This window comes from Shewanella basaltis, from assembly GCF_023283885.1.
In the GTDB taxonomy this organism is placed as follows: domain Bacteria; phylum Pseudomonadota; class Gammaproteobacteria; order Enterobacterales; family Shewanellaceae; genus Shewanella; species Shewanella basaltis.
In genome coordinates this window covers 70,439-96,627 of sequence record NZ_JAKILA010000009.1, presented here as the reverse complement: position 1 = coordinate 96,627, position 26,189 = coordinate 70,439, and the positions used below count along the sequence as shown (strand labels likewise).

Here is a 26,189-nt window from a genome sequence, read left to right as displayed (position 1 = left end):
AAATGTTCATTGGCATGATTAACACCAATCCGCATGAGAATGTGCTCTTTTAGCGAAAGTTATCTGTGAGGTAGCCGAGGCAGCCTTTTGAGGGCATAGTGCACTAGGTTAAGAAAGGCTAACAAAGAAGACTGCGCTGGTAAATTCGCCATTCGGGGTTGCGTCACATTCTAATCAAGATTGGTATAAGGCCTGTTTATCTTGCAAGGTTGTTTTTGTTGCGAATTATTGGTCATTTCGACTAGGCATCACTGCGTTTGCCTCGATTAACCCCTTGTTAACTCGAACAACACTCAACCTGCTAAGTTAAACAGCCCCTAACCAAAACGGCTTAATACCTGTGTATTAAGCCGTTTTACTATTGACCATTTCTTAGGCCTTTATGCTAACCGCCTTACATCGCAGTAAAGTCATCTAATAAAATCACGCCAAAGGGGGCACCACCACCGACGTCATCAACCGCCGCTACACCATAGACACCACTGGCATCTAAGCTGACCTCAAGTGGACCGATTGCAACGGTTTTGGTCCCAGTAAGAGTAACACTGATGTAGTAGGTACCTGGGGGAACACTCAGACTGCCTGAGCTCGCTTTAAAAGGCACATTAGAAAGTGCGGGCGTAGCGTTTGATATGTCTGCCGTTTGTGTTAGGTACACATCAACTTCTGGCGCGGAATATGCCGCATGTACCACAGATAACTTAGCTTCAGTTGCCACTCTACGAGTTTGTTCATTAACGATCAGCGGCTCTATGGCATTATCGATTAATGAACCAACAGCAAAAGCGCTGTAAGTGTTACCTAGCATTAATGACACCTCTGCTGCATCTATCACCACGACATCATTATCGGCGTCAGCGGCAACTGTGACAGTGTGCTCACCTTCGGGCACATTGACATAATCGGTAGCATTTCCAAACGTCAACATGTCTACCGCCGGCTCAGTTGCATCATCAAGGAACACATCTACAGCCGGTGCGTCGGCAACAGCATGCACCACACGAATGTTGCTACCACTATTAATATCATTAACGATGACTTCAGCATCGGGCAAAGCCAGGTGTAACGCTACTGGAGAATCACCAGACCAAGTATTTGGTATCGCACTAATGAAATAGTCTGTCATATCATTGAGTGTCAGCGTACCTGAATCATAGACAACGTCTTTCATTCCTGATGCCGTAATTCGTACTTGATAATCACCTGCAGGCACTTCTAGCTGTGTACTGACATCCATGTAGTTTGCAGACAATGTTGCGCTAGCAGCATTAATATCATCACCTGGCGCGGTAACATACAGATCGACAAGGCCGACTGTTGGCGCTGCATGCAACACTTGCACCCTCGCATAACCGGCGGCAATGTCAGCTACAGGGTTAGAAACAAGCTTTAACGAAAGCGTTTCATCAGCGACTTGCCCAAGAGCCACCGCGGTATATTCAACATCAGGTTCAGCTGTTAAGCTTGTGTTTAACACAGTTGCGGTCGTACCATCTGCAAAAATCGCATCAACATCAATGTCGTAAGTAGCAGATGAAACCTCCAATAAACCGCTAGACATAGCGTAATCAACATCAGAAAGCACTTCAGTACCATCAACAGAGACATTCACCATGGGGGCATCGCTAGCTGCATGGATCACGCGTAAGTGCGAATATTCCATCACTGGTTGTTCAACTGATTTGTCATCATCGTCCGAGCAGGCCGTTAAACCGATAAGCGATAAACACACTGCGATTGGGTAAATCCGTTTCATGTTAGTAACTCCTCATATAAGTTATGACGAATTTCTATACGACTGTGTTTTTTTATTGGTTCAAATTAATTACATTGCATCAACACTATTGTTTCACAAGCAATGCCATCTATTACCAGCAGCATTAAGATACCCAAGGCCAGACGACTTTTAATAGCAAACAATGGCACACCGCTCAGCGCGAGGGATTTTTATACCATTCCGCGTTAGCAAGTGATCTCTCAGCGAGAATTTAAAAGGGCTTAAACAAGGCGAATGACTGAATGAATAGTTATTCTCTTTCGAAGTCATGCAACGCAGTATAAGCCCTTTTAAAACTCGCCTGAAAGGAATGCCCCAGCGGCTTTTGCTCTGCGTTCTCGCTATTTGAAAGGGAACAACCATTACTACATAGCGACGCCTTAATCAAAAACCGCTGGACGCATTCTGAGTGGTCACTTATTAATGCACAATGGTATTACTGTTGACTTTAACGTTAAAACTCAAATGGCAGATGCAAAAAAGCCCCAACATGAGTTGAGGCTTTTTTACACCATACTTACGTATGTAATTTCTTACTATAAATAATGGTACCCGAGGCCAGACTTGAACTGGCACGCTTATTCAGCGAGGGATTTTAAATCCCTTGTGTCTACCGATTCCACCACTCGGGCAAAACTTGTTGTGTATTGATATCAAATATCAAGGCACTAAATTTCGATTTTCACCAAGTTAATTTAGGTCGTTTTTCGCGTCCCGCTTAACTTGGTGCATACTTTACTGATTTTTTTTTACCAAGCAACTAAAATATTTATTCGCCACAACCGAACGCTTTAAAATTCGTCAATTTGTTTTAAATTAGAACAAAGTGAGTGAGTTAACAGCAACATCACTCACTCAAAATACCATCATAAGCATTAATTTGCTCTTACTGGTGTAAGCCCTTTACTGCGATTTGTCACTGCATCTTCAATGTCAAAGCCCGCTTCAGACCAAACTTGTGCTTCTTCGACATTAAACGACTCTTTAGCCCAAATAGTGGCCGTCTCTAAGCTAAAGTTTGCTTGCACCCATCCATTCGCCTCTGCGGCATCAAAACCACGCACTCGCCAATTTTGAGCTTGACTGGCATCAAAACCTATCGATTTCCACTGGCTGATTTCACGCTCTGACATGCCTTCCCAATTCGGTGCAGATGCACAACCAATAATGAATGATATCAACAGACCTACAAACAGTTTTTTCATCATTTCTAAACACTCACAATAATACCCAAAACAGGCGAAGAGATAATAAGTATTGCGGATCATATCTGAGATTAGACTTTATACAAGTCGTGTTTATTCTAAAATAGCTGCCAATAAAAAAGGCCGCCGAAGCGACCTTTATAAGCAATACCCAACCAGTGTAACTAGTCACGTTGGCGGGTAGGTTTACCGTGGTTTGATCCCACTTTATGTTTGCGAACAGCGCGGCGAATTTTGGCACTTTTCACTTTAGAACGCGCAACACTGTGTTTGTCTGTTCCCAGTAATGAACGCGTTTCAGGGTCAAGGCCAGCAAGTTGACGCAGATAGTTAACCTGGTCGATAGGCAACTCAATCCACCCACCGCGGGGTAAGGTTTTTGGAAGCTCAACCTGACCATAACGTACACGGATCAAACGGCTCACTTGAACCTCTTGCGACTCCCATAAACGACGAACCTCACGGTTACGCCCTTCACGCAGTGTCACATGCCACCATTGGTTAATGCCTTCACCGCCTGCCGGTTTAATACTGTCAAACTGCGCAGGGCCATCTTCTAGGGTCACCCCTGTACGTAAACGTTGTACAGCGGCTTCTGGGACTTCACCAAAAGTACGCACAGCATACTCTCGTTCAACTTCATTAGATGGATGCATCAAACGATTAGCTAATTCACCATCACAGGTAAACAGTAATAAGCCCGAGGTATTAATATCTAAACGACCAACAGCAACCCAGCGAGCATCACGCACTTTAGGTAATCGTTCAAATACGGTTGTACGACCTTCAGGATCTTTGCGCGAGCAAATTTCACCTTCTGGTTTATGGTAAGCTAGCACACGACAAACAATATCGTCAGCTGATTTTAAGGTCACTGCGCGGCCATCAATACGTATTTTGGCATCAGCCTCAACACGATCGCCAAGGCTGGCAATTTCACCGTCAACACTAACTCGGCCTGCAGCAATCCATGCCTCCATCTCACGACGGGAGCCATGGCCTGCACGGGCCAAGACTTTCTGCAATTTTTCACTCATTAGCGGGGACTCTTTAAGAAATTCTATAAAAAGCAAAGTGTTAAATACTTTTGCTTTATTGTCTTTTTAGGATTGTACCCGCCAGTGACGCATACAATTAGAAAAGTGACAGTATTATACGCTGATTGTCGCAAACGAGCAAAAAAAACCGCCAACCCAAAGAGATGAGGCGGCGGTCATTCAGTTTACCTAACCCTGTATTTAACCGTGAGGGATATCTTGTTTATCAAATCGAATGTTAAACAGCAAACTGTACATTACAGGTAGCACCACTAAGGTCAACAATGACGCAAAACCCAGACCAAAGATAATGGTAATCGCCATCGAGCCAAAAAACGCATCGCTAATTAACGGGATCATCCCCAGCATTGTTGTAATAGCCGCCATCATGACAGGTCGAACACGGCTCACACATGAATGCACCAAAGCATGGGTTGGCGCCGCGCCGTCGTTAAGCTCAAGGTTTATCTGTTCAACCAATACAATACCGTTTTTGATCACCATACCCGACAAACTCAGCAAACCAAGCAATGCCATAAAGCTAAAAGGTGCGTCAAACAACAGTAAGCCTGCTGATACCCCAATCACCGCCAGTGGCACAGTAAACCAAATCACCAAAGGCTGCCTTACCGAATTAAACAACAATACGGTGATTAAAAACATCGCTAAATACCCCATAGGGATAGAGCTAAATACGGCTGTTTGCGCTTCTCCGGCAGATTCATACTCACCGCCCCACTCCAAACGGTAACCTGCAGGTAATTCAATAGCTTCAACCTGTGCTTTGACTTTACGATGCACAGAGTCAGCGGTTTCGTCTGAACCCAACTTAGGATCGCCAAGCACAGCTAACATACGGATCCTGTCTCGGCGCATCACCAAAGGATTTTCCCACTCAGTTGTAAAGTCACTGACCACTTGCGTTGCCGGTACAAAGGTGTTGTTTTCAGTGCTCCAAATCTGCATTTTCCATAAGCTATCGGCCTGTAAACGCTCCTCTGCGGGCGCTCTGGCAATAATAGGCAATAAGTGGCTGGTTTCACGATATAAACCAATTTGTTTGCCGCTAAAATTAAGCAGTAACGCGTTGTCTAAATCTTGTTTACTGATCCCAGTCTCTCTTGCCTGAGCATTGAGCAATTGCGGGCGAATAACCGGTACTTGGTTTCGCCAATCATGACGTACGCCATCCATTGCAGGCTCAGCATTAAAAATCGCTTTCGCTTTCGTCGCTAACGCTCGTAATACCTCAGGGTCTTCACCATAAAAGCGCGCCTCAATTTTCGCTGCCGGTGACGGGCCATTTTCCATCATTTTTAAACGGTATTGTGCTTGCGGGAAATGTTGCGCCAAATAACGCTCAACTTCAGGCATGTAGGCTTTCACAGCCGCTAAATCCTGCATTTCAATAATCAATTGTGCAAATGCGGCATACCCTTTTTCAGGTTGGTAAGGCAACACAAATCGCTGCGCCCCTTGGCCTATCACACTCGATAAATGCACCAAACCATTTTCGTCTTGCTTATCTTTTGCTATTAATGCTTGCTCTATTTTAGACACAAAACGTTCTGTGGCCTTGATATCCGTGCCTTCTGGCATCCACACATCGACAAAGAAAATCGGTGTATTTGACGCTGGGAAAAACACGTTTTTGATGTAACCAAAACCGACCACTGCCGACACCAACATAGCTAACACCAACATCATGGTGGCGAGACGATATCTCAGGGCAATGGATAGCGTGGCGCGATAAGCCGTAAATAGCCAACCTTTATAAGGGTCACTTTCTTCGTTACCTGGCTCTGCATCTTTAAACATCACATTGCAAAAAAATGGCGTTAACGTAATGGCGGTAATCCAGCTGATAAATAATGAGATCATTAACACCTGGAACAATGAACGACAAAACTCGCCCGCTGCATTTTGTGATAAGCCAATGGGCGCAAAAGCAATAATGGCAATAACGGTAGCCCCTAATAGCGGCCATTGGGTTTGCGATACGATCAGTTTGGCCGCTTCTAAACGTGTTTTGCCACGTTGTAAGCCAATGAGCACACCTTCAGTGATCACAATTGCATTATCAACTAACATCCCCAGCGCAATAATGAGCGCCCCTAATGAGATAAGCTGTAACTCAATACCAAGCACTTTCATGACGATGAAAGTACCTAAAATGGTCAGAAGTAAAATCAGACCCATTAATAAACCTGAACGCAGCCCCATAAATAACAGCAGCACTCCAATCACAATCGCGATCGACTCCACTAAGTTGATTAAGAAGCCTTGTACCGTTTTATCAACTTCATGGCTTTGGTTGTACACAGTATCTAGCGCCATACCAATGGGTCGTTGAGATTCTAATTGCGCTAGGCGCTCACTCACTCTTTCACCCACCTCAACCACGTTAACACCGCTTGAAAATGAAATCCCCAAGCTCAATGCCAACTGACCACGGTTGTGATAAATCACACTGGGAGTTTCATCAAACTCTTTCGCAATACGGGCAATATCGCCTAAATAAATCAATTCTGTACTGCCAGGAGAGCTCACAACTAGACGAGATAGCTCTTTAACCGAGCTAAACTCACCCGTTGGGTGTAAGCGAATTCGGTTATCACCAATCACTATGCTGCCGGCATTAGATACCACGTTTTGGTTGTTAATCAGGCTATAAATATAATTTTGATCTAAGCCAAGGGCAGACAATTTTTGCTGCGAAATTTCGATAACCACTTGCTCAGTAATGTTACCCACGACCGATACTTTTTTCACACCGGGGACTAACACCAATTCGCGGCGCAAATAATCGGCATAATTACTCAGTTCACGATTACTAAAATCATCGCCAGACAAATTAAGCAAAATACCAAAAACATCACCAAAGTCATCAATCACTTGAGGCGTAGACGTACCGGGCGGTAACGAGCCTTGAGTGTCGCTGACTTTGCGGCGCATTTCGTCCCACACTTGCGGTAATCGTTGTTTATCGTAGCTGTCTTTAATTTCAATCTGGATTTGTGATAAACCAGCGCTGTTAATTGAGGTAATGTGCTTGACCCCATCTAACTGCTGCAGTGCGTTTTCAAGCGGTAACGTCACCTCTTCTTCCACCTGCTCAGGCGAAGCCCCAGGGTATGCGGTAATAACTAAAGCTTGTTTAATGGTAAATTCAGGAAACTCAAGCTGACCTAAACCAGTAAATGCCACACTGCCACCAATTAGCAGCAAAAGCGTAAACATCCAACTAATGACTTTATTGTTAATCGAGTACTGCGCAACACTCATCGCTTATACTCCTCGCTGCCAGCGTAAAGGCTTAACTTTTAAACCGGCAGACAACTGTGATACTCCGGCAGATACAATTAAGTCACCCATTTCTAAGCCTGTTAACACTTCAACGCCGTCATTACTCACACGGCCAATAGTCACTTTTGCAGGGTTTACCTCGCCTGTGGTTGCGTCATACTTCCACACAAAAACAGAACCATTTTCATCATTTTTATCAATGGCAGCAATGGGCACTATGGCGGTAAATTCGGCTTGTTCATTGACACTTTGCACAATAACCAGCTCAGCACTCATCCCTGGTAGCAATTGGACATCCTGAGGTTGCTCTAAAGAAAACACCACTTCATAGGCTTGCGTACCCGGAGTCACTTGAGTTGAATATTCTTTAAATTGCGCATCAAACTCTCTGTCACTCATCGCGCTAAAGCGCACTTTGGCTTTAAGTGAATGACTCACTTTTTGGGCATATTTGGCCACTATGGCTTCAGGTACTTGAATACTAATGTCGAGTAAATGGTTATTTTGTAGCGTCAAAATCCCCTGATTTGCTTGCACTATTTGATGGTTATCGACCATGCGCTTGGCGATGGTGCCGCTAAATGGTGCCTCTAGGCGAGTGTAACTGAGTTGATCTTTAGCCGCTTCTAAGGCCGCTTTAGCGGTTTTTAGTTGTGCCTTGCTACTGTCAAATTCGGCTTGAGATATCAACTGACGACTAAACATGGCCTGGTTACGAGTAAACTCTGCCGACAAAAATTCGTAATTGGCTTCACTGGTCATTAAATTATTTTTGGCATCGCGATCGTCCAGTTGAGCCAGTAAAAAGCCTTGTTTTACCTGCTCCCCTTCAACCAAATCTAATTTCACCAACTGTCCTGATACTCTAAACGATAATTCGGCACGGCTATTTGCCGTCACTTTGGCAGGAAACTTATGGATTTGATTAGCCGCCGACTCAGAGACTTCAAACAATTTAACTGGGCGAATAACCTCTTGCACTGCGGTTTTTTCTGCTTGAGAACAACCAGCAAAAAACACAGAAGCAAGCAATGTTAAAGATAACATTGAGTGATATTTCATCGATAAATCCTTGGTGATAGAGACATAACTGACAGAAAGAAATGGTATTTGACGTCAAACACAGACGCAACGACTCAACAATACGCTGAATTACAGTTGCAATAAATGGGTTTGTTTGGGAACATCAATCCCACTTTATGGGTTTATATTTTTTTAGTGAAAAACCGAGTCTACTATGAAAACCGAAGACATTGCGCTATTTCATCGAATTGTCGAAACCGGCAGTATACTTGAAGCCGCAAACTTACTGAATTTACCCAAGTCGACGGTTAGCCGCCGGCTACTGTCGTTAGAAGAGTCATTAAATATTAAGTTGTTTCATCGCTTAAGTCGCTCAATACTTCTTACCTCTGCCGGGAGCCATTTTTACGAAAAAACGCTGGTGATGTTAGCCGATCTCGATCAAACCCTTGCCGACATTACCGACAATAAAGCCGAACTCACTGGGCACCTTCGCATCTTAATATTTCCGGTACCTCAGATAATGGATATTGTCAGTAAAATATTTGCTTTTATGGACGCGCACCCTAAGTTTTCTATTGAAATAATCACCAGTACCGAACCATTAGACATGGTCCGCAACAATATTGATATTGCGTTTATGGTCAACGAAACGTTTACCGAACTCGACATGGTGGCTAAACCGGTATTAAGCGAGACGATGTGTTTTTATGCCAGTCCAGAATACCTAGCCAAAGCGGGCACACCAAGCTGTATCACCGACATAGAGCAACATAACTCCATATTGTTTCGCTTCCCTAATGGCAAAACCTTTAACGAAGTGCCGCTTGCCAATAATGAAGTGCAAGCCGTAACGGGCAACTTATGTACTAACAGTGTTCAGCTTGCCTATGAAGCCACTCGATTAGGCAGAGGAATTGGTTATTTGCCGCAAGGGCTCTGTAATGACGACGTTACGCAAGGCAAGTTAGTGCACTTATTTAGCGAACTGCCTGCCTATGTTGGAGTGGTGTTTTTAGTGTATCCATCTCGGCGTTTTTTAAATCTTACGGCTGCACGTCTACTGGACTACATGCTCAATGAGTTTTCTGCTCAAACTGAAGACACGCCCCTTAACAAAGCTAAAGTATGGGTATAATAAATCAGCCTAGGCCATTAAACGTTAGGCTAATAGTACTTAGGCCCTAATCATCGTCGTTGTGACTGTCATCCTCGACAATCTCGTCTTCATCAAGGGCAATACTGGCTTTATCGAATAAAGCTTGTAATGACGCGGCATCGGTTAATGCGGGCAAATCAGCCAGCTTGTTGAGGCCAAAATAATCTAAAAACTGATGCGTGGTCGCATAAAGTGCTGGCCGTCCCGGTACTTCTTTATGTCCAACGGCTTTAATCCAGTGCCGATCAGATAGATTTTTAATAATGTGGCTACTAATAGCAACCCCTCTAATGTGTTCAATATCACCACGAGTAACGGGCTGCCTGTATGCAATCACAGCTAATGTTTCGAGAGTCGCACGGGAATATTTAGGCGCTTTTTCTTGCCATAATGGCTGTAAAAATGGGCTAAGAAGCTCCTGAGTTTGAAAACGATAACCACTGGCAACTTTGACCAACTGCACACCGCGATCTTGATAATCTAACTGCAGTTCATCTATCGCGTCTTGAATACGCGTACGTGACACACTAAAGTCTGCCAACACAGTCTCTTTTAATCCCTTTATTGATAAAGGTTTACCTAATACAAACAAGCTGGCTTCGATTAATTGTTTAAGCTGAATAGCATTAATTTGGTTCATAGCACACAGGTCTCAATAACTATGGTAAACGGCCATTAAAACGCTCTAACATAAATAGGCGAAAGAGGCTCATTTTGTACCAGTTCTACTAGCAACTCTTTTACCAGTTCCATTAACGCTAAAAAACTGACAACCACCCCAGCCCGGCCTTCGCTGACATCAAATAAACGCTCAAAACCAATAAATTCTGTGCTCGATAACATAGACAAAATCTGACTCATGCGTTCGCGGGTTGATAACTGCTCTCGCTTGACATGGTGATCTTCATTCGCATCAATGCGTTTGAGCACCTCGCCAAATGCTCTAGCAATGTCCGCTAACGACACCTCTGGTGGCACAATTACCGGTTTAATACTCGGTGCAGGCATAACAGAGGCTTGAAACACATCTCTTTCAATCCGCGGTAATTCATCTAAATCGGCGGCGGCTTGTTTTATCACTTCATAGGCTTTTAGCTGCCTAATAAGCACCACACGAGGATCTTCTTCCTCGTCATCTTCATGAGCCATTTTAGGCAATAATAGCCTGGATTTTATTTCGGCTAGAGTCGCGGCCATGACCAGATAATCGGCTGCAAGTTCAATCCGCGCTTCAGTTAAAATCTCAATGTAAGCCAAATACTGATGAGTAATTTGCTGAATAGGTAAATCAACCACATCCAGTTTTTGCTTACGAATTAAATACAGCAGCAAATCCAAAGGACCTTCAAAGGTTTCTAAAAACACCTCAAGCGCCTCTGGTGGAATAAACAAATCCAGTGGCATGCTGTCCATTGCTTGACCACGCACCACAGCTAAAGGAAGGCTTTGTTGGCTGCCCTGCATGATTATCCTTTTACGCTCAAACGAGATCTGGCGTTATTCAAATGCACTGGTATCACCAGCACCACGACGAAGGATCACCACTTCGTCTTCAGACATATCTATCACTGTGGTTTGCTTTTCAGGTAAATAACCGCCGTGAATAATACCATCAACCTGATGCTCTAAAATATCACGAATATGCTCAGGATCTGACTCTGCAAATTGCTCGTTTGGCATCACTAAACTGGTGGTCATCATTGGCTCATCAAGCGCTTCAAGTAGCGCTAATGCAATCAAGTTATTTGGCACCCTAATACCAATAGTGCGTTTTTTATCGCACTGTAAACGACGCGGTACTTCTTTGGTCGCTTTAAAAATAAAGGTATATGGCCCTGGAGTGCAGCTTTTTAATAAGCGATACGCTTGGTTGTCGACCCGGGCAAAGTTAGCCAGTTCAGATAAATCGCGGCACATTAATGAAAAATTATTGTCGTTTTCTATCTGACGAATACGCACCATGCGTGTCATGGCATTTTTGTCACCAATCATACAACCCAATGCGTAGCCAGAGTCTGTGGGATACACAATCACCCCACCTTGTTTAAGAATAGCCACAGCTTGGTTAATTAACCGTGCCTGTGGGTTTTCATCGTGAATATAAAAAAATTGACTCATGTCCGTTCCGTCCAATGTTGTGATTGCCAAACCCATTCGACACCCTGGGGTTGGTATAAATTTTTACCTAATTCGATCCAATTACTCGGAAAATGAAAGTCGCTGCCGACTGAGGCAAGCAGGTTATTCAGTTTACTCAGTGCAATAAGATTGTTGCGATCGTCCAATGTTTGTTGGCCCAAAATCACTTCCATGGCATCGCCACCCGCTTCGGCATATTCACGCACAAGGCGTTTAAGCCATTTTGCCGACAACTTATAACCACTTGGGTGAGCAAGCACCGCCAGGCCACCAGCTTGATGAATTTGCTCAATGGCAGTGGCCATGTCACCCCAATTATTAGGCACATAGCCGGTTTTACCGCGGGCTAAATACTTTTTAAACACACTAGGCATATCTGTCGCGTGGCCGTTATCAGCTAACCAACGAGCATAATGTCCTCGGCTCAATGCCGCATCGCCTGCAATGGCTTTGGCACCTGCATAAGCCCCTTCGATGCCAGCTTTGGCTAAACGCTCACCAATTTCTTGGGCACGTACTTCACGCAGTTGGCGTTGATGAGCTAAAAACGTTAATAACCCTGCATGAGTAATATCAATATTAAGACCAACAATGTGAATATCAAAGCTGTTCCAACGCGTCGAGATTTCACAGCCGTTTATTAGCGTTAATGGCGTCTCATGTGCCTGGTTAGCCATGTGGGCTTCAGGTAAGCCATCAACGGTGTCGTGGTCGGTAATAGCAAACATCTCGACGCCCTTTTCAATGGCGCGAGCAATTAATTGACTTGGTGTAAGTTGACCGTCTGATGCGGTCGTGTGGCTGTGGAGATCGGCCAATAGAGTGTCTGTAATCATTTGTTTATTGTACAAGAATACCAATAAAAATACTGCCGGGATTCATGAATAAATCGGAGTAAATAACAACTATTTTTACACTAACGCCTTACATTACGTTCAATAAATCAGCAGCAAACAGGACTCAACCCATTTTTTAGCCGTTTTTGAGTAATATTCAATTGACATTAAGCGCCAGCTGGGGTTTCCTATAGGCACGAAAGATGAACCCTAAAATAGCGATTAACAATGACACACTCTTTAGCTTCATTACACATTACTTGGTGGTGGCACTTCCCAAATTAACGGGTGGTGTGAAGCGTTGTGCTCATTTTTAAGAGACAAGATTTTACCAAAAAGCCCGCAGAAATGTGGGCTTTCTTGTTATTTGGCCCATAGGAATGTAAAGGGTTGAACAACAGCAAGGCGGACTAAAATGATGAAAAAAATTCCACAAGGAGCGGCAGCATAGTGACAACACAATATCAACTCGCTCAGGTTAGCACACAAAAAAATGCCTTAACCTATCATACAGATCCACTGAATCTGTACCAGCAGGTGACCCAAAACGCGCCGCATACTATGCTGCTTGAATCTGCCGAAGTCGAAAGTAAAGATCATCTTAAAAGCATCGTGTTAACTCACGCTGCAATGATGATCCGCTGTGATGGTTATCAACTGACGTTTAGCGCCCTAACCGATAATGGCGCCAGCTTACTTGAGCCAATTGCCACATTCTTTAGCCACGCAAGCTTACAACGCCAGCCAAATCAGTTAATCGTTACCTTACAAAAAGCCACCGAACTGCAAGATGAAGACGCCCGTTTAAAGTCGACATCGCCGCTTGATGGATTACGCATGTTTGTGCAGCACATTCACACTAATAATGCGGTTAAATTTGAAGACTTATTTTTAGGTGGTGTACTGGCTTATGACTTAATCGACACGGTTGAACCCCTACCTGCTGCACCTAATGCCAATAACGATTGCCCCGATTACTTATTCTATTTGGCTGAAACACTCATCTTAATTGACCATCAAACCAAACAAGCAGAAATTGTCAGCCATCAGTTTAATCAAGACCCGCTCATTGCTTCACAGCTTCAAGCACAAGTGGCACAAGTAAGTCAGCAATGTACATCACTACACGATATCGCCCCATTAACGCCCATTGAAGCAGAAGCCGAAGTTAACATTAGCGACGAGCAATTTAAGCAAACCGTTACCGAGTTAAAAGAGCACATTGTCGCTGGCGATATTTTCCAGGTTGTGCCATCTCGTTGCTTCAGTTTGCCTTGCCCTAATACCCTAGGAGCCTACCGCGCGCTTAGATTAACCAACCCAAGTCCTTATATGTTCTACTTCCGTGGCCCAGATTTCACCTTATTTGGCGCATCGCCAGAAAGCGCCCTAAAATACGATGCCGCCAGTAACCAGGTCGAAGTATATCCTATTGCCGGTACCCGCAAGCGCGGTAAAAACGCCCAAGGCGAGATTGATTTTGATTTAGACAGCCGCATCGAGCTTGAGCTGCGTTTAGACAAAAAAGAGCTGTCTGAGCATTTAATGTTGGTCGACTTAGCCCGCAACGACATCGCCCGTATTAGCCAAAGTGGTAGCCGTAAAGTGGCCGAACTATTAAAAGTTGATCGTTACTCCCACGTGATGCATTTAGTCAGTCGAGTCACCGGCCAATTACGTCTGGATTTAGATGCCCTGCACGCTTATCAGGCCTGTATGAACATGGGTACCTTAGTGGGCGCGCCAAAAGTACGCGCCTCACAGCTAGTGCGCGAAGCAGAAAAAGCCCGTCGTGGCAGTTATGGCGGGGCCGTTGGCTATGTCAACGGTTTAGGTGACATGGACACCTGCATTGTTATCCGATCAGCCTTTGTTAAAAATGACGTGGCTTATATTCAAGCTGGTGCAGGGGTCGTGTTTGACTCAGATCCCCAGGCCGAAGCCGACGAAACCCGTCAAAAAGCCCAGGCAGTGATTTCTGCCATCAAAATGGGAGGTGGACTATGAGCAACACGACCGAAACAACAAATACCCCAATGAAATTATACTTACTCGACAACTTCGACTCATTCACCTACAACCTGGTGGATCAATTCCGCAGTTTAGGCTGTGAAGTATTAATTTACCGTAACGATGTAAGCGCCGACTATTTAGCTGAAAAACTCATCAATGAAACCGGCAAAGCCGCTTTAGTATTATCGCCAGGCCCAGGTGCCCCGCACGAAGCCGGTTGCATGATGGAACTGATTGGTAAAGTGGCCGGTAAAGTGCCCATGTTAGGCATTTGTTTAGGCCATCAGGCAATGGCTGAATACTACGGCGGTAAAGTTGAGCGCGCCCCTTTTGTTGTACACGGTAAAGCCAGCCCAACCTTTCATAATGGCAAAGGCGTATTTGCTAACCTTCCCTCGCCACTGCCGGTTGCGCGCTATCACAGTTTAGTGGCAACACGGGTACCAGATTGCCTTGAAGTGATAGCCACCACAGATGATATGCCAATGGCACTATTGCACCCACAACATCAGGCGATTGGATTTCAGTTTCATCCAGAGTCAATATTAACCACCTTAGGTAGCCAATTATTGACCCAAACCTTGGCCTATTTAACCCAAGACAACACGGCAAAAGGAGGCGCATAATGGACAATCTACAACCTTTATTTGACCATCTTTATGCAGGCAATGGCTTAACTCGTGAGCAAACAGCGCAAATTTTTAGCGCAATCATCAACGGCGAAATGGAACCGGCCACCATGGCAGGGATGTTAGTCGCCTTAAAGATGCGCGGTGAAACCATTGACGAGATCACTGGTGCTGCAGATGCGTTAAGACAAGCCGCCAAACCTTTCCCTCGCTCAGCGCAATCGATTGAAAGCGGTATTGTCGATATTGTTGGCACCGGCGGCGATGGTTACAACACCATAAATATCTCAACCACCGCGGCTTTTGTGGCCGCCGCCGCTGGCGCTAAAGTGGCAAAGCATGGCAACCGCAGTGTATCGAGTAAATCGGGCTCTTCTGACTTATTATCCCATTGCGGTATCGCGCTAACCATGGCACCCGAAACCGCCAGCCAATGCTTAGATAAACTCGGATTATGCTTTTTATTTGCACCGCACTATCATGGCGGGGTAAAGCATGCGGTTCCTGTTCGAGCGGCACTTAAAACCCGCACGATTTTTAATGTGCTTGGACCATTAATTAACCCGGCAAAGCCTGAAGCAATGCTACTTGGCGTGTACAAACTCGAGTTACTTGAACCGATAGCACAAGTGCTTAATGCCCTTGGTGTAAAACGTGCCATGGTGGTTTACGGTAGCGGCCTAGACGAAGTGGCACTGCACGATATTACCCATGTAGCAGAACTAAAAGATGGCGCGGTTCGTACCTATGAACTCACCCCTGAAGATCTCGGCGTCACTCGTGCAGACATTAGTGCGCTCACAGGCGGCGAGCCAAGCGACAACGCGTTAATTACCCAGGCGATTTTACAAGGCCAAGGCCAATTAGCCCACCGTGATGCTGTTGCCATTAATGCTGGTTGTGCGCTGTACGTTAGCGGTATTTGTGATTCTGTTCATGCAGGTACCCAACTGGCACTCGCTACACTCGCAACAGGCAAAGCCTATACATTGTTAACTGATTTAGCCGCGGCAAGCCAAGCTGGAGAAAACCATGAGTAACCCTGAAAGTAACGTATTAACACGCATTGTTGATACCAAAGTTGCCCATATTGCTGCCCTAAAACTGCGCTATCCTGAAGCCAGTTTGCAGCCCAAACAATCTGATCGTAGTTTATACCATGCGCTCAAAGCACCAAATGCACAGTTTATTTTAGAATGTAAAAAGGCCAGCCCCTCTAAAGGCCTTATTCGCGCAGATTTTAATGTTGAAGCCATTGCCGACATTTACACTCAATACGCAGCGGGGATCTCGGTGCTCACCGACGAGGCGTTCTTTCAAGGCGACATGGACTACATCCCAAGGGTGCGTGCACGCGTCACCCAGCCGATTATCTGTAAAGATTTTTTTGTCGCCCCATATCAAGTGAAGCTCGCAGCACATCAAGGGGCCGATGCCATTTTATTAATGCTGTCTGTGCTCGATGACGATCAATATCGACTACTGGCCAACGAGGCGGCTAAATACCAGCTCGATACTTTAACTGAAGTGAGTAATGAGCCCGAATTAATTCGCGCAATTGAGCTCAACGCCCCGATTATCGGCATAAACAACCGTAATCTGCGTGATTTAAGCACCGACTTAGCCACCACAGAACGTTTAGCACCGCACATCCCGGCAGACCGAGTTGTGATTAGCGAGTCAGGTATTTATACCCACCAGCAAACTCAGCGCTTAAATCCTTTGGTCGATGGTTACCTTGTTGGTAGTTCTATCATGGCACAAGCCGATATCGATTTAGCCTGTCGCCAGTTAATTTATGGCAATAATAAAGTGTGCGGTTTAACTCGCATTGACGACATCGCCGCAGCAGCAAAAGCCGGCGCCGTTTTTGGTGGATTGATTTTCCACCCTAAATCGCCAAGAGCGGTTAGCGCACAAAAAGCAGCAGAACTGATTGTCCAAATGCAGCAACAACACATTGCCCTGAACATGGTTGGGGTATTTGTTAATGAGCAGCCTGAAATCATCGCCAACCTAGCCCAATCGCTTAAGCTATTTGCGGTGCAATTACACGGCAATGAAACCACGCTCGAGATTGATGCCTTGCGCGCATTATTCACGCAAAAGCAGCTCAGTACTCAAATTTGGAAAGCCGTTGCTATCGACAGCCATACTGGTGAAGTAGCCAACAAACCCCAAGGCGCTGACAAATATTTATACGACAGCAAGTCAGCCGAGCAATTTGGCGGCACCGGCCACACCTTTAATTGGCAAGCCGATATCGACAATAAAGCCGATGCCATGTTGGCAGGCGGATTAACGCCAGACAATGTTTATCAGGCCAGTCAGCAAGGCTTTTATGGGGTCGATATTAACTCTGGGGTAGAATCATCACCGGGCCATAAAGATCATCAAAAACTGATTGAAGCATTCACCCAATTACGCCGTAACTAGTTTGCACATTACGACAACATTTTTAGCAATAACACGATGACTCAAAGGGAACATTTATGACCGAGCTCAAGCTTAACCCTTATTTCGGCGAATACGGTGGTATGTACGTACCACAAATCTTAGTGCCAGCATTGAAGCAACTTGAAGCAGCTTTTGTTGATGCACAACAAGATGAAAGCTTTCATGCTGAATTTAACGATTTATTAAAAAATTACGCGGGCCGCCCAACAGCATTAACCTTAACCCGCAACCTTAGCCCAAACCCAATGGTAAAAATTTACCTTAAGCGTGAAGACCTACTCCATGGTGGTGCACACAAAACGAACCAAGTATTAGGTCAGGCTTTACTTGCTAAACGCATGGGCAAAAAAGAAATTATTGCCGAAACGGGTGCTGGCCAACACGGTGTTGCCACCGCCCTAGCCTGCGCACTTTTAGGTTTAAAATGTAAAGTCTACATGGGTGCAAAAGATGTTGAGCGTCAGTCGCCAAACGTGTTCCGCATGAAACTCATGGGCGCAGAAGTTATCCCTGTAACCTCTGGCTCATCAACCCTAAAAGATGCCTGTAACGAAGCCATGCGAGACTGGTCTGCAAGCTACGACAAAGCGCATTATTTATTAGGTACTGCAGCGGGTCCACATCCGTTTCCAACTATCGTGCGTGAATTTCAGCGCATGATTGGCGCTGAAACTAAAAAGCAAATACTTGAAAAAGAAGGCCGTTTACCAGATGCCGTCATTGCCTGTGTTGGTGGCGGGTCTAACGCAATTGGCATGTTTGCAGACTTTATCGATGAGCCGTCGGTTGAATTAATTGGCGTTGAACCTGCCGGTAAAGGGATCGATACCCCTATGCACGGTGCACCGCTTAAGCACGGTAAGACCGGAATCTTCTTTGGGATGAAGTCACCATTAATGCAAGACAGCTCAGGGCAAATTGAAGAGTCATACTCAGTGTCTGCAGGGCTTGATTTCCCCTCTGTTGGTCCACAGCATGCACATTTAAATGCCATTGGTCGTGCTCGTTATGAGTCTGCAACCGATGATGAAGCATTAGACATGTTCCAAGAGTTAGCTCGCTGCGAAGGGATTATCCCGGCATTAGAGTCTGCCCATGCGTTAGCTTACGCTGTGCGCCTAGCCAAAGAAGCCACTAAAGAAACCATTCTGGTGGTTAACTTATCAGGCCGTGGTGACAAAGATATTTTCACCGTATCAGACATTTTAGCAGCCAAAAAAGAGCAACAGGAGAGCGGCAATGAGTAACCGTTATCAAGCAACATTTTCAGCCCTCAAGGCTCAACAAAAAGGCGCGTTTGTTCCCTTTGTGACCATTGGCGACCCAGGCCTAGAGCTGTCGTTAAAAATCATTCAAACCTTGGTTGATAACGGTGCCGATGCCCTCGAATTAGGGTTTCCGTTTTCAGATCCCCTCGCCGACGGCCCAGTGATTCAAGGCGCTAACTTACGCGCGTTAGCAGCAGGCACTAAGCCAAACGATTGTTTTGAGCTCATCACGAAAGTACGCGCACAACATCCTGATTTACCAATAGGACTATTACTGTACGCTAACCTAGTGTTTGCGAATGGTATTGATGCTTTTTATGCCAAAGCCCAAGCAGCTGGTGTTGATTCTGTATTAATTGCCGATGTGCCGGTTGAAGAGTCAGCCCCCTTTAGCCAAGCTGCTAAAGCACACGGAATCGCGCCTATTTTTATTGCACCGCCAAATGCCGATGCAGATACCTTAAAGTTAGTCAGTGAGCATGGCCAAGGTTATACCTACTTACTATCTCGCGCAGGTGTCACGGGCACCGAATCAAAAGCAGGCCAACCCATTGAGACTATCCTAGCCCAGCTTGCAGAGTTTAATGCTCCACCACCCTTGCTCGGTTTTGGTATAGCAGAGCCAGAGCAAGTGCGTGACGCCATTAGCGCAGGCGCTGCAGGCGCAATTTCAGGCTCGGCAGTGGTCAAGATCATTGAAGCACACCAACATGATGAAGCCACATTGCTGGCTAAGCTTGCAGCGTTTACCACGGCAATGAAAGCGGCAACGTAAGCGATAATTTATGCATATAGCCAATCAACTTGAATAAGCATCTTGGTTGGCTAAAAAAGGAGCAACGTGTTTGCTCCTTTTTTTATCCCCGCTATACTCAATAAAATACAATGTGACTAACAAAAATTACATTGAGTATTTCATCGGGGCACAAAAATGACACGTTCGTTGATAAGGATTTTAACGATTACCTTTCTTGCTATATATGGCGGGTTTAATACCGTTGCAGCTTCTGCTCAACCTAAAACTGTGGTTAATTATAACGCAGCAATACAGGGCATCGACCCTAAACAAGCTTACTTTATTTCGTTACTCGAATTGGCATTAGAAAAAAGCCGCGATCAATATGGCGACTATCAACTCAACGCTGTCATGATTGATATGCCTCAAGGCCGTGCACTAAAAATGGTGGAAGAAAACAACATCATTGACGTGGTGTGGACCATGACGAGCATAGAACGAGAACAGCACTTACAAGCGATATACATCCCACTATTAAAAGGATTAATGGGCTATAGAATTGGTCTTATTCGTAAACGCGATCAAGCAAAATTTGAAAAAATGGACGCGAGTGGCATTAAGCAAACATTAATGGGTCAAGGCACTGACTGGCCCGATATAGACATTTTACACAGTAATGGTTTTAAGGTTATCGGCAGTATTGATAGAAAACTCATTGCCATGTTACTAAAAGGCCGATTTGACTATTACCCTCGCGCAATACATGAACCATGGCGCGATCTGGCTCGTTATCCAGACGTGATATTAGATAAGCGATTTTTGCTAAACTACCCGGCACCAATTTATTTTTTTGTGAATAAGGCCAACACCAGGTTAGCTGAACGTATTGAATATGGTCTGCGAAAATCTATCGTTGATGGCAGTTTTGATGACCTATTTTATCATCACCCCATCACCCCATCACCCCATCACCCCATCACCCAAGATATGATCCAAAAATCTCAACTGGATCAACGTACAGAAATTGTACTAAACAATCCCTACCTATCCAAAAAAAGTGCCTCGTTACTTAATGAGCCACAACTGTGGATCACCCTAACCCCAAAAAACACCACAACATATCAATAGCACAAGCTTGCAGTTCATAAACCGTGGCCGCTCATGTACAATCGAGCCTTATTGTATCGTTGAATAAACCACAACGCTGGTTTTGTAGACCCATTCTGTTTGAGATATTTATGAAGCAATTGTTAGATTTTTTACCCTTAGTTATTTTCTTTGCCGTATATAAATTTTATGACATTTATACTGCTACAGGTGTGTTAATCGTAGCTACCGCCATTCAATTAGTGGTGACATACCTATTGTACAAACACATTGAAAAAATGCATTTAGCCACCTTTGCCATGGTCACAGTGTTTGGTTCACTGACGTTGTTTTTTCATGATGATGCCTTCATCAAATGGAAAGTCACTATCGTCTATGCCTTATTTGCAATGGGGTTAATTGTGTCACAAGTCATGGGAAAACCGGCGCTAAAAAGCATGTTAGGCAAAGAAATGATAGTTGACGACAAAATTTGGACACAAGTCACATGGTATTGGGTCAGTTTTTTTGTATTATGTGGCCTGGCAAATATTTATGTTGCCTTTAATTTGCCGCTTGAAACCTGGGTTAATTTCAAAGTGTTTGGCCTTACCGCCCTAACCCTAATCAATACTGTCATTACCGTTGTGTATCTTTATAAACACATGCAAGAAGACCCGATTAAACCAGAAGATGGTCAGTGATCGTCAATTCATATTTCAAAAAAGGAAGCCGTCAATATGTGGTATATGATTTCATCTCAAGACGTTGAAAACAGTTTAGAAAAACGCTTATCCGTGCGTGCAGATCATTTAGCGCGCCTACAAGCGTTAGCCGATGAAGGTCGTTTATTAACGGCCGGACCACACCCAGCCATAGACAATGAAAACCCCGGTGAAGCCGGCTTTACCGGATCACTCGTTGTTGCTGACTTTCCGTCTTTAGAGGCCGCACAAGCTTGGGCTGACGTTGACCCTTATATTGGTGCAGGTGTATACAAAAGCGTTATCGTTAAGCCATTTAAACGGGTATTACCTTAATGAAAATTGTCTCTTTTAACATTAATGGTTTACGGGCGCGCTTGCATCAACTGCAAGCGCTAATCGACAGCCACTCGCCTGACATCATTGGCCTGCAAGAAACCAAAGTACACGACGAAGCTTTTCCCGTCGCCGACGTTGAAGCCATGGGTTATAAAGTGCATTACCATGGTGGCAAAGCCCATTATGGTGTCGCTATGCTGTCTAAAGCAGAGCCGCTTAATATTATTAAAGGCTTTGAAACCGACGATGAAGACGCCCAGCGCCGCTTAATCATTGGTCAGTTCAAACAAGATAATGGCCGTACGTTGACGGTATTTAATGGTTATTTCCCGCAAGGTGAAAACATCAACCATGAAACCAAATACCCAGCCAAGCGTAAGTTTTATCAAGACTTAATGCAGCACCTAGAAAAGCACCACCAGGCAGATGAAGACATCGCAATTATTGGTGATATTAATATTTCACCCACTGACTTAGACATCGGCATTGGTGATGTGAATGCAAAACGTTGGTTAAAAACCGGCAAATGCAGTTTTCAACCAGAAGAACGTGAATGGTTAGCGCGCCTGCAACAATGGGGCTTTATTGACAGTTTCCGTCATTTACACCCAAGCCGCACTGAGCGTTACTCGTGGTTTGACTATCGCAGTAAAGGCTTTGATGATAATCGCGGCCTGCGTATTGATGTTATTTTAGTGACCCAATCTTTGGTGTCTCGCGTGGTTGAGTCTGACGTAGACTATGATTTACGCGGTATCGACAAACCGTCTGATCATGCGCCTATTTGGACCACATTGAGTTAAGTCTTAGTTAACTCGTAAATAATACATACAATGCTACGCCAATAGCGGTGTAGCATTTTTTATTGGGTTAAAAAAAGTAGCGGCTCGACAATTGCCATTGCTGCTCAATCAGATCGATAGGCAGATTAAGGTACCTTCTTGCCGGGCGAGTTGAGTCAATCACATTGTATTCAAGCTGGATAAACCAAGGTCTATCAAGTTGATATTGATAAGCTAAAGTCATCGACTGGCCATCTTCGTTGTTATTATCCTCTGGCGTGTCGTCATTATCGGTCACCGAAAAGTCTTCTATACGCACACTGACTCTATGCTGCGACCAACCTTTGTTCAGCATAATATAGCCAGAGTGAAAATCGTTATCGACCACAGGCACACCGTCAGTATTGGTCATTAACGTGCTGCCCTGCATATACTGACTGACAAGGTTCACCCCATAAGGTAGCAACCATTTCGCGCCCACATGGCCAAATTGGGTTAACCAGGCATACTGGCCTTGTTTCACAATATGGGTGTTAGCATTGTTGTCGTAGTATCCTGCTTGCATACTGCCGTGATTACGCCAGGTCCATTTAGCCACAACATGCCCGCCAATACGGTCATCAAGCTCAGTAAAGGGGTCAGAGTTAGCCGCTTGCTCTGCGAGCATACCACCGGGTTGCATTGCAGGAATAGCGGTAATGGGAATGGTTTCTTGCAATAATGTTTGCCGTGAACTTTGGGTCCAACCATGCCAGGCGAGCATCGCTCCCGAGGTGTCGTTGTACATCAATGCTTCGCCGGTTAACGAAAAATCATGGGCTGATTGCCGGTATTTACCTAAAAACTCAATCGTGGTTGATAACCCAATATGCCTCACTTCTTCGCCGAGCCAGCTGTTGATGGTCGAATAGGTTAAGCTGTAAGGAGATGCCCACGCAGTTGCAACGTTTTCTAATGAGATGTTGGGATACATCAAACCAAACTCAACATCGACACGAATACCCGACTCAGTTGGAATATCACGGTAGCGCACCATGGCTTCAGTTAACCCAACACCATTATTAATGCCATCGACATAGGCATTGGCCACCAAACGACTAGACCATGCGTCGCCCCATTGCGCCTGATAACTGAGCCCCAATTGCGATAAGGAGACCTGTGTACCAGCATCTGCACTCAATTTACCCAACCCACCCGTTAAATAAGACTTGTCGCTGTCAACATACCCAACACGCGTGTCGACGACACCACTGAAGTGATGCTCAATATCGTGCCACTCTGTCGCCTTAATACTTCCAGGATACAGTATGGCAATCAAGCAGGCGCTAAGGCTGGTTAAGCGGTAAATCATCATTCTCCCGTTAATAGATTGATTGACTTAACCAATCGTTAAATTGTTGCTCTGGTAATGGCCTAGACAAATAAAACCCTTGTGCCATCTCACAATGTCGCTCAGTAAGCCACAACAAGGTGGCTTTATCTTCTATTCCTTCGGCCACTACTTTCAACCCTAAATTATGAGCCAATTGTAATGTTGATTGCACAATAATTTGATCTGCTTCGTTTTGGAGCAGTTTTTGCACAAACGATTTATCAATTTTTAACTCATCAACGGGTAGCTGTTTTAATTGTGCAAGTGAAGAATAGCCTGTGCCATAGTCATCAATCGATAACGTTAAGCCATTTTCACGCAGTAAAGACAACTGTTTAAGGGCTAATTCTGGGTCGGACACAACAGCATCTTCAGTGATCTCTAACGTAATGGCCGACACAGGAACATGTTGCTGTGCCAAGGTATCAATCACCCAATAACAAAACTGCTCGTCTTTTAAATTTTCAGCAGAAATATTCACCGCAATACACATGTCGATACCTTGAGCTTGCCAACGATGATATTGCGCCATCGCCTCTTTCATCACCCAGCGGGTTAACGCATCCATTTGCATGGTTTTTTCCGCAATGGGGATAAAGGTATCGGGCGGAATAATGCCGCGGCTAGGATGCACCCAACGCACCAGTGCTTCAACATGAGTGATTTTTTGCAAGGCTAAATTCAATTTGGGCTGGTAGTAAAGCACCAATTGGCTTTGCTCAATCGCTACTTTTAATTCGTTAATTAACTGAAAACGCTCAATGCTGTTTTTGTCGATATGAGTGTCGTAAATTTGATAATCGCGCTTATTGATTTTAGCATGCTGCAATGCAGTGTCGGCCTGTCTTAACAAGGTCACAATATCCATCCCCGGCTGATAAAAGCTTACGCCAGCGGTAAATTGCAAATGCAGCAAAATGTCCTGATAGTGATAATCTTGCGAAATGTGCGCTTGCAGCATAGCTAAAAAAGCTTCAAAGGATGAATAATCATACTCTTTAAACGCCAATACAAATTCATCGCCTGACAATCTGCACGCTAATGCCTTAGGATTAATTTGGCACAGACGCTTAGCCACTTCTTTAATCACCTCATCACCCACGGCATGGCCTAAGGTCACGTTCACTTCGGTCATGCGGCGAATATTGATTAAACAAATTGCCATATTCGACCCCGACGTTAACCAGGGTTCACACACTCTTTGCAGTTCGTTACGGTTAGCTAGGTTGGTAAGTGGATCGTGAAATGCCTGATGTTCAATGGCTTTTTCACGCGCCACAATGGCTTGCTGCATTGAGGTAAACTCACTCGCCAGTTGTTGTAACTCAACACTAGAGTCAACGCTCACATTAGAATGATAATTGCCTTTGGCAATATAACGAGCCTGCTCAATTAGTTGCTTGATAGGACGAGTAATAGAGCCAGAAATCCAAAAGGCTAATAATAGTGAAACGGGTAACATCAACACCAAAATGGCCACCTGTTGCAACCATTGCGACTCTAACGATGCCAGTAAATCTGAACGCGACTTGTACATATAGGCATGCAATGATTTACCATCAACCTGCCCTAAAAACTGCTTCCACAAAATAACGTTTTTATCGACTTTACCCTCCACAATATACTCTGTAAGCAATTGAGACTCATGGCGCTCTAACGGAAAGCCTGAATGACCAACTTCAGAAACCTGACCTTGGTCTAACAACATAAAACCACTGTTCAAACCGGTAAGCTTATGCAATGAGTTAGCTAATGCATCACCAATAAGAAAACCAAAACCCACCCAGCCAATGACACTATTACCGCCGCTAGTCAGCGGCGAAAATTTAATTTGGTACAATTTACCGTCAAGTAAATAAAAGGGGCTAATGTGATCAAACTCGGAATGTAATTTATAACGAAAAGACGTGTTTTGCTCTGAACCTAATGCAACCACCTCTTTACCCAGTTCATCTTGTGACGCAACGAGTTGGCCAATAATGCTGCCATCACCCGACACAGCCATGGCTAATGAGGCGTTAATTCGACTGCGATGGTTATTTAATGCCACCAAAAAACTGCGATTATCCCCATCAATAAAAATATCTTTTAAGCCAAAATCTTTTGCCGCGGTAGAAGCAAACGCCGCCAGGTAATAATTACGGTTATCGTACTGCGATTCAAACACAACGCTCGCCACCTCGAGTTGGTTGGCAACAAATTGTTGCTCTAGGCGTTGGTTAGATTGATAAGAAAGCCAAAAAGACAATGCCAATACAGCAATTATCAACAATACAAAAAACGCAAAAATCCGTGTCTGAAGACGATTAAACAATACCAAT

The 26,189-nt window shown here is 44.7% G+C and carries 22 protein-coding genes and 1 tRNA gene; 11 read left to right on the top strand and 12 right to left on the bottom strand.

Features of this window, described 5'->3' with window-relative positions; genetic code table 11:
* Nucleotides 1-394: 394 nt before the first annotated feature.
* From L2703_RS08745 to L2703_RS08720, 6 genes are all read right to left on the bottom strand, one after another.
* On the bottom strand, nt 395-1,756 hold the full coding sequence (locus L2703_RS08745; protein WP_248970721.1) for a DUF4397 domain-containing protein: 1,362 nt from the start codon (nt 1,754-1,756) through the stop codon (nt 395-397).
* Between the two features lie 567 nt (nt 1,757-2,323).
* Nucleotides 2,324-2,409, bottom strand: a tRNA-Leu gene (locus L2703_RS08740).
* Between the two features lie 243 nt (nt 2,410-2,652).
* Nucleotides 2,653-2,985 (bottom strand): hypothetical protein, encoded by a 333-nt coding sequence (locus tag L2703_RS08735; protein ID WP_248970720.1) that lies wholly within the window; start codon nt 2,983-2,985, stop codon nt 2,653-2,655.
* A gap of 161 nt (nt 2,986-3,146) precedes the next feature.
* Complete coding sequence (rluB, locus tag L2703_RS08730) at nt 3,147-4,019, bottom strand: 23S rRNA pseudouridine(2605) synthase RluB (protein WP_248970719.1); 873 nt, start codon at nt 4,017-4,019, stop codon at nt 3,147-3,149.
* Between the two features lie 201 nt (nt 4,020-4,220).
* A complete protein-coding gene (locus tag L2703_RS08725; protein ID WP_248970718.1) occupies nt 4,221-7,304 on the bottom strand; it encodes an efflux RND transporter permease subunit in 3,084 nt (1,027 codons plus the stop codon).
* 3 nt (nt 7,305-7,307) lie between these two features.
* Nucleotides 7,308-8,387 (bottom strand): efflux RND transporter periplasmic adaptor subunit, encoded by a 1,080-nt coding sequence (locus L2703_RS08720; protein WP_248970717.1) that lies wholly within the window; start codon nt 8,385-8,387, stop codon nt 7,308-7,310.
* Between the two features lie 175 nt (nt 8,388-8,562).
* Between L2703_RS08720 and L2703_RS08715 the strand changes: the two genes are divergently transcribed.
* The gene (locus L2703_RS08715; protein WP_248970716.1) at nt 8,563-9,486 is read left to right on the top strand and encodes a LysR family transcriptional regulator; all 924 of its coding nucleotides are present in this window, start codon (nt 8,563-8,565) and stop codon (nt 9,484-9,486) included.
* 46 nt (nt 9,487-9,532) lie between these two features.
* Here the strand turns inward: L2703_RS08715 and scpB are convergent, their stop codons facing one another.
* Genes scpB through rnm form a run of 4 tightly spaced genes read right to left on the bottom strand, consistent with a single transcriptional unit; the run spans nt 9,533 to nt 12,482 of the window.
* Nucleotides 9,533-10,147, bottom strand: a complete 615-nt coding sequence (scpB, locus tag L2703_RS08710; RefSeq protein ID WP_248970715.1) for an SMC-Scp complex subunit ScpB — start codon at nt 10,145-10,147, stop codon at nt 9,533-9,535.
* A gap of 35 nt (nt 10,148-10,182) precedes the next feature.
* Nucleotides 10,183-10,971, bottom strand: coding sequence for a segregation and condensation protein A (locus tag L2703_RS08705; RefSeq protein ID WP_248970714.1), 789 nt, complete (start codon nt 10,969-10,971; stop codon nt 10,183-10,185).
* A 33-nt stretch (nt 10,972-11,004) separates the two neighbouring features.
* Complete coding sequence (locus L2703_RS08700; protein WP_248970713.1) at nt 11,005-11,625, bottom strand: L-threonylcarbamoyladenylate synthase; 621 nt, start codon at nt 11,623-11,625, stop codon at nt 11,005-11,007.
* Complete coding sequence (gene rnm / locus L2703_RS08695; protein WP_248970712.1) at nt 11,622-12,482, bottom strand: RNase RNM; 861 nt, start codon at nt 12,480-12,482, stop codon at nt 11,622-11,624. Before rnm ends, L2703_RS08700 begins: the two co-directional genes overlap by 4 nt.
* 450 nt (nt 12,483-12,932) lie before the next feature.
* Between rnm and L2703_RS08690 the strand changes: the two genes are divergently transcribed.
* The 10 genes from L2703_RS08690 (at nt 12,933) to xthA (ending at nt 22,517) form a co-directional block, all read left to right on the top strand.
* Nucleotides 12,933-14,489 carry an anthranilate synthase component 1 gene (locus L2703_RS08690; protein ID WP_248970711.1) on the top strand — a complete coding sequence of 519 codons (1,557 nt, stop codon included), beginning with the start codon at nt 12,933-12,935 and terminating at the stop codon, nt 14,487-14,489.
* Between the two features lie 29 nt (nt 14,490-14,518).
* Nucleotides 14,519-15,121 carry an aminodeoxychorismate/anthranilate synthase component II gene (locus L2703_RS08685; RefSeq protein WP_248970749.1) on the top strand — a complete coding sequence of 201 codons (603 nt, stop codon included), beginning with the start codon at nt 14,519-14,521 and terminating at the stop codon, nt 15,119-15,121.
* On the top strand, nt 15,121-16,164 hold the full coding sequence (gene trpD, locus L2703_RS08680; protein WP_248970710.1) for an anthranilate phosphoribosyltransferase: 1,044 nt from the start codon (nt 15,121-15,123) through the stop codon (nt 16,162-16,164). The genes L2703_RS08685 and trpD overlap by 1 nt, the downstream gene beginning before the upstream one ends.
* Nucleotides 16,157-17,560 (top strand): bifunctional indole-3-glycerol-phosphate synthase TrpC/phosphoribosylanthranilate isomerase TrpF, encoded by a 1,404-nt coding sequence (trpCF, locus tag L2703_RS08675; protein WP_248970709.1) that lies wholly within the window; start codon nt 16,157-16,159, stop codon nt 17,558-17,560. Before trpD ends, trpCF begins: the two co-directional genes overlap by 8 nt.
* Nucleotides 17,561-17,616: 56 nt before the next feature.
* Entirely contained in the window at nt 17,617-18,828 is a 1,212-nt protein-coding gene (gene trpB / locus L2703_RS08670) for a tryptophan synthase subunit beta (RefSeq protein WP_238105691.1), read from the top strand.
* A complete protein-coding gene (trpA, locus tag L2703_RS08665) occupies nt 18,821-19,624 on the top strand; it encodes a tryptophan synthase subunit alpha (protein WP_248970708.1) in 804 nt (267 codons plus the stop codon). The genes trpB and trpA overlap by 8 nt, the downstream gene beginning before the upstream one ends.
* A gap of 156 nt (nt 19,625-19,780) precedes the next feature.
* Complete coding sequence (locus tag L2703_RS08660) at nt 19,781-20,713, top strand: hypothetical protein (RefSeq protein ID WP_248970707.1); 933 nt, start codon at nt 19,781-19,783, stop codon at nt 20,711-20,713.
* Between the two features lie 110 nt (nt 20,714-20,823).
* Nucleotides 20,824-21,375, top strand: a complete 552-nt coding sequence (locus L2703_RS08655; protein ID WP_248970706.1) for a septation protein A — start codon at nt 20,824-20,826, stop codon at nt 21,373-21,375.
* A 36-nt stretch (nt 21,376-21,411) separates the two neighbouring features.
* Nucleotides 21,412-21,711, top strand: a complete 300-nt coding sequence (locus L2703_RS08650) for a YciI family protein (RefSeq protein ID WP_248970705.1) — start codon at nt 21,412-21,414, stop codon at nt 21,709-21,711.
* A complete protein-coding gene (gene xthA / locus L2703_RS08645) occupies nt 21,711-22,517 on the top strand; it encodes an exodeoxyribonuclease III (RefSeq protein WP_248970704.1) in 807 nt (268 codons plus the stop codon). The genes L2703_RS08650 and xthA overlap by 1 nt, the downstream gene beginning before the upstream one ends.
* A 67-nt stretch (nt 22,518-22,584) precedes the next feature.
* On the opposite strand, the gene L2703_RS08640 is transcribed toward xthA, so the two are convergent.
* Nucleotides 22,585-23,847, bottom strand: coding sequence for a hypothetical protein (locus L2703_RS08640; RefSeq protein ID WP_248970703.1), 1,263 nt, complete (start codon nt 23,845-23,847; stop codon nt 22,585-22,587).
* Between the two features lie 10 nt (nt 23,848-23,857).
* The gene (locus tag L2703_RS08635; protein ID WP_248970702.1) at nt 23,858-26,188 is read right to left on the bottom strand and encodes an EAL domain-containing protein; all 2,331 of its coding nucleotides are present in this window, start codon (nt 26,186-26,188) and stop codon (nt 23,858-23,860) included.
* Nucleotide 26,189: the final 1 nt, after the last annotated feature.

Bases quoted from the DNA above. Each gene is read 5' to 3' on its own strand.
- trpD (WP_248970710.1), top strand. From the start codon at position 15,121: ATGGACAATCTACAACCTTTATTTGACCATCTTTATGCAGGCAATGGC.
- L2703_RS08735 (WP_248970720.1), bottom strand. From the start codon at position 2,985: ATGATGAAAAAACTGTTTGTAGGTCTGTTGATATCATTCATTATTGGT.
- L2703_RS08705 (WP_248970714.1), bottom strand. From the start codon at position 10,971: ATGCAGGGCAGCCAACAAAGCCTTCCTTTAGCTGTGGTGCGTGGTCAA.
- L2703_RS08660 (WP_248970707.1), top strand. From the start codon at position 19,781: ATGACACGTTCGTTGATAAGGATTTTAACGATTACCTTTCTTGCTATA.
- L2703_RS08650 (WP_248970705.1), top strand. From the start codon at position 21,412: ATGTGGTATATGATTTCATCTCAAGACGTTGAAAACAGTTTAGAAAAA.
- scpB (WP_248970715.1), bottom strand. From the start codon at position 10,147: ATGAACCAAATTAATGCTATTCAGCTTAAACAATTAATCGAAGCCAGC.
- xthA (WP_248970704.1), top strand. From the start codon at position 21,711: ATGAAAATTGTCTCTTTTAACATTAATGGTTTACGGGCGCGCTTGCAT.
- L2703_RS08720 (WP_248970717.1), bottom strand. From the start codon at position 8,387: ATGAAATATCACTCAATGTTATCTTTAACATTGCTTGCTTCTGTGTTT.
- L2703_RS08655 (WP_248970706.1), top strand. From the start codon at position 20,824: ATGAAGCAATTGTTAGATTTTTTACCCTTAGTTATTTTCTTTGCCGTA.
- L2703_RS08640 (WP_248970703.1), bottom strand. From the start codon at position 23,847: ATGATTTACCGCTTAACCAGCCTTAGCGCCTGCTTGATTGCCATACTG.
- trpCF (WP_248970709.1), top strand. From the start codon at position 16,157: ATGAGTAACCCTGAAAGTAACGTATTAACACGCATTGTTGATACCAAA.
- L2703_RS08725 (WP_248970718.1), bottom strand. From the start codon at position 7,304: ATGAGTGTTGCGCAGTACTCGATTAACAATAAAGTCATTAGTTGGATG.
- trpA (WP_248970708.1), top strand. From the start codon at position 18,821: ATGAGTAACCGTTATCAAGCAACATTTTCAGCCCTCAAGGCTCAACAA.
- L2703_RS08745 (WP_248970721.1), bottom strand. From the start codon at position 1,756: ATGAAACGGATTTACCCAATCGCAGTGTGTTTATCGCTTATCGGTTTA.
- rnm (WP_248970712.1), bottom strand. From the start codon at position 12,482: ATGATTACAGACACTCTATTGGCCGATCTCCACAGCCACACGACCGCA.
- L2703_RS08715 (WP_248970716.1), top strand. From the start codon at position 8,563: ATGAAAACCGAAGACATTGCGCTATTTCATCGAATTGTCGAAACCGGC.
- L2703_RS08685 (WP_248970749.1), top strand. From the start codon at position 14,519: ATGAAATTATACTTACTCGACAACTTCGACTCATTCACCTACAACCTG.
- rluB (WP_248970719.1), bottom strand. From the start codon at position 4,019: ATGAGTGAAAAATTGCAGAAAGTCTTGGCCCGTGCAGGCCATGGCTCC.
- L2703_RS08700 (WP_248970713.1), bottom strand. From the start codon at position 11,625: ATGAGTCAATTTTTTTATATTCACGATGAAAACCCACAGGCACGGTTA.
- trpB (WP_238105691.1), top strand. From the start codon at position 17,617: ATGACCGAGCTCAAGCTTAACCCTTATTTCGGCGAATACGGTGGTATG.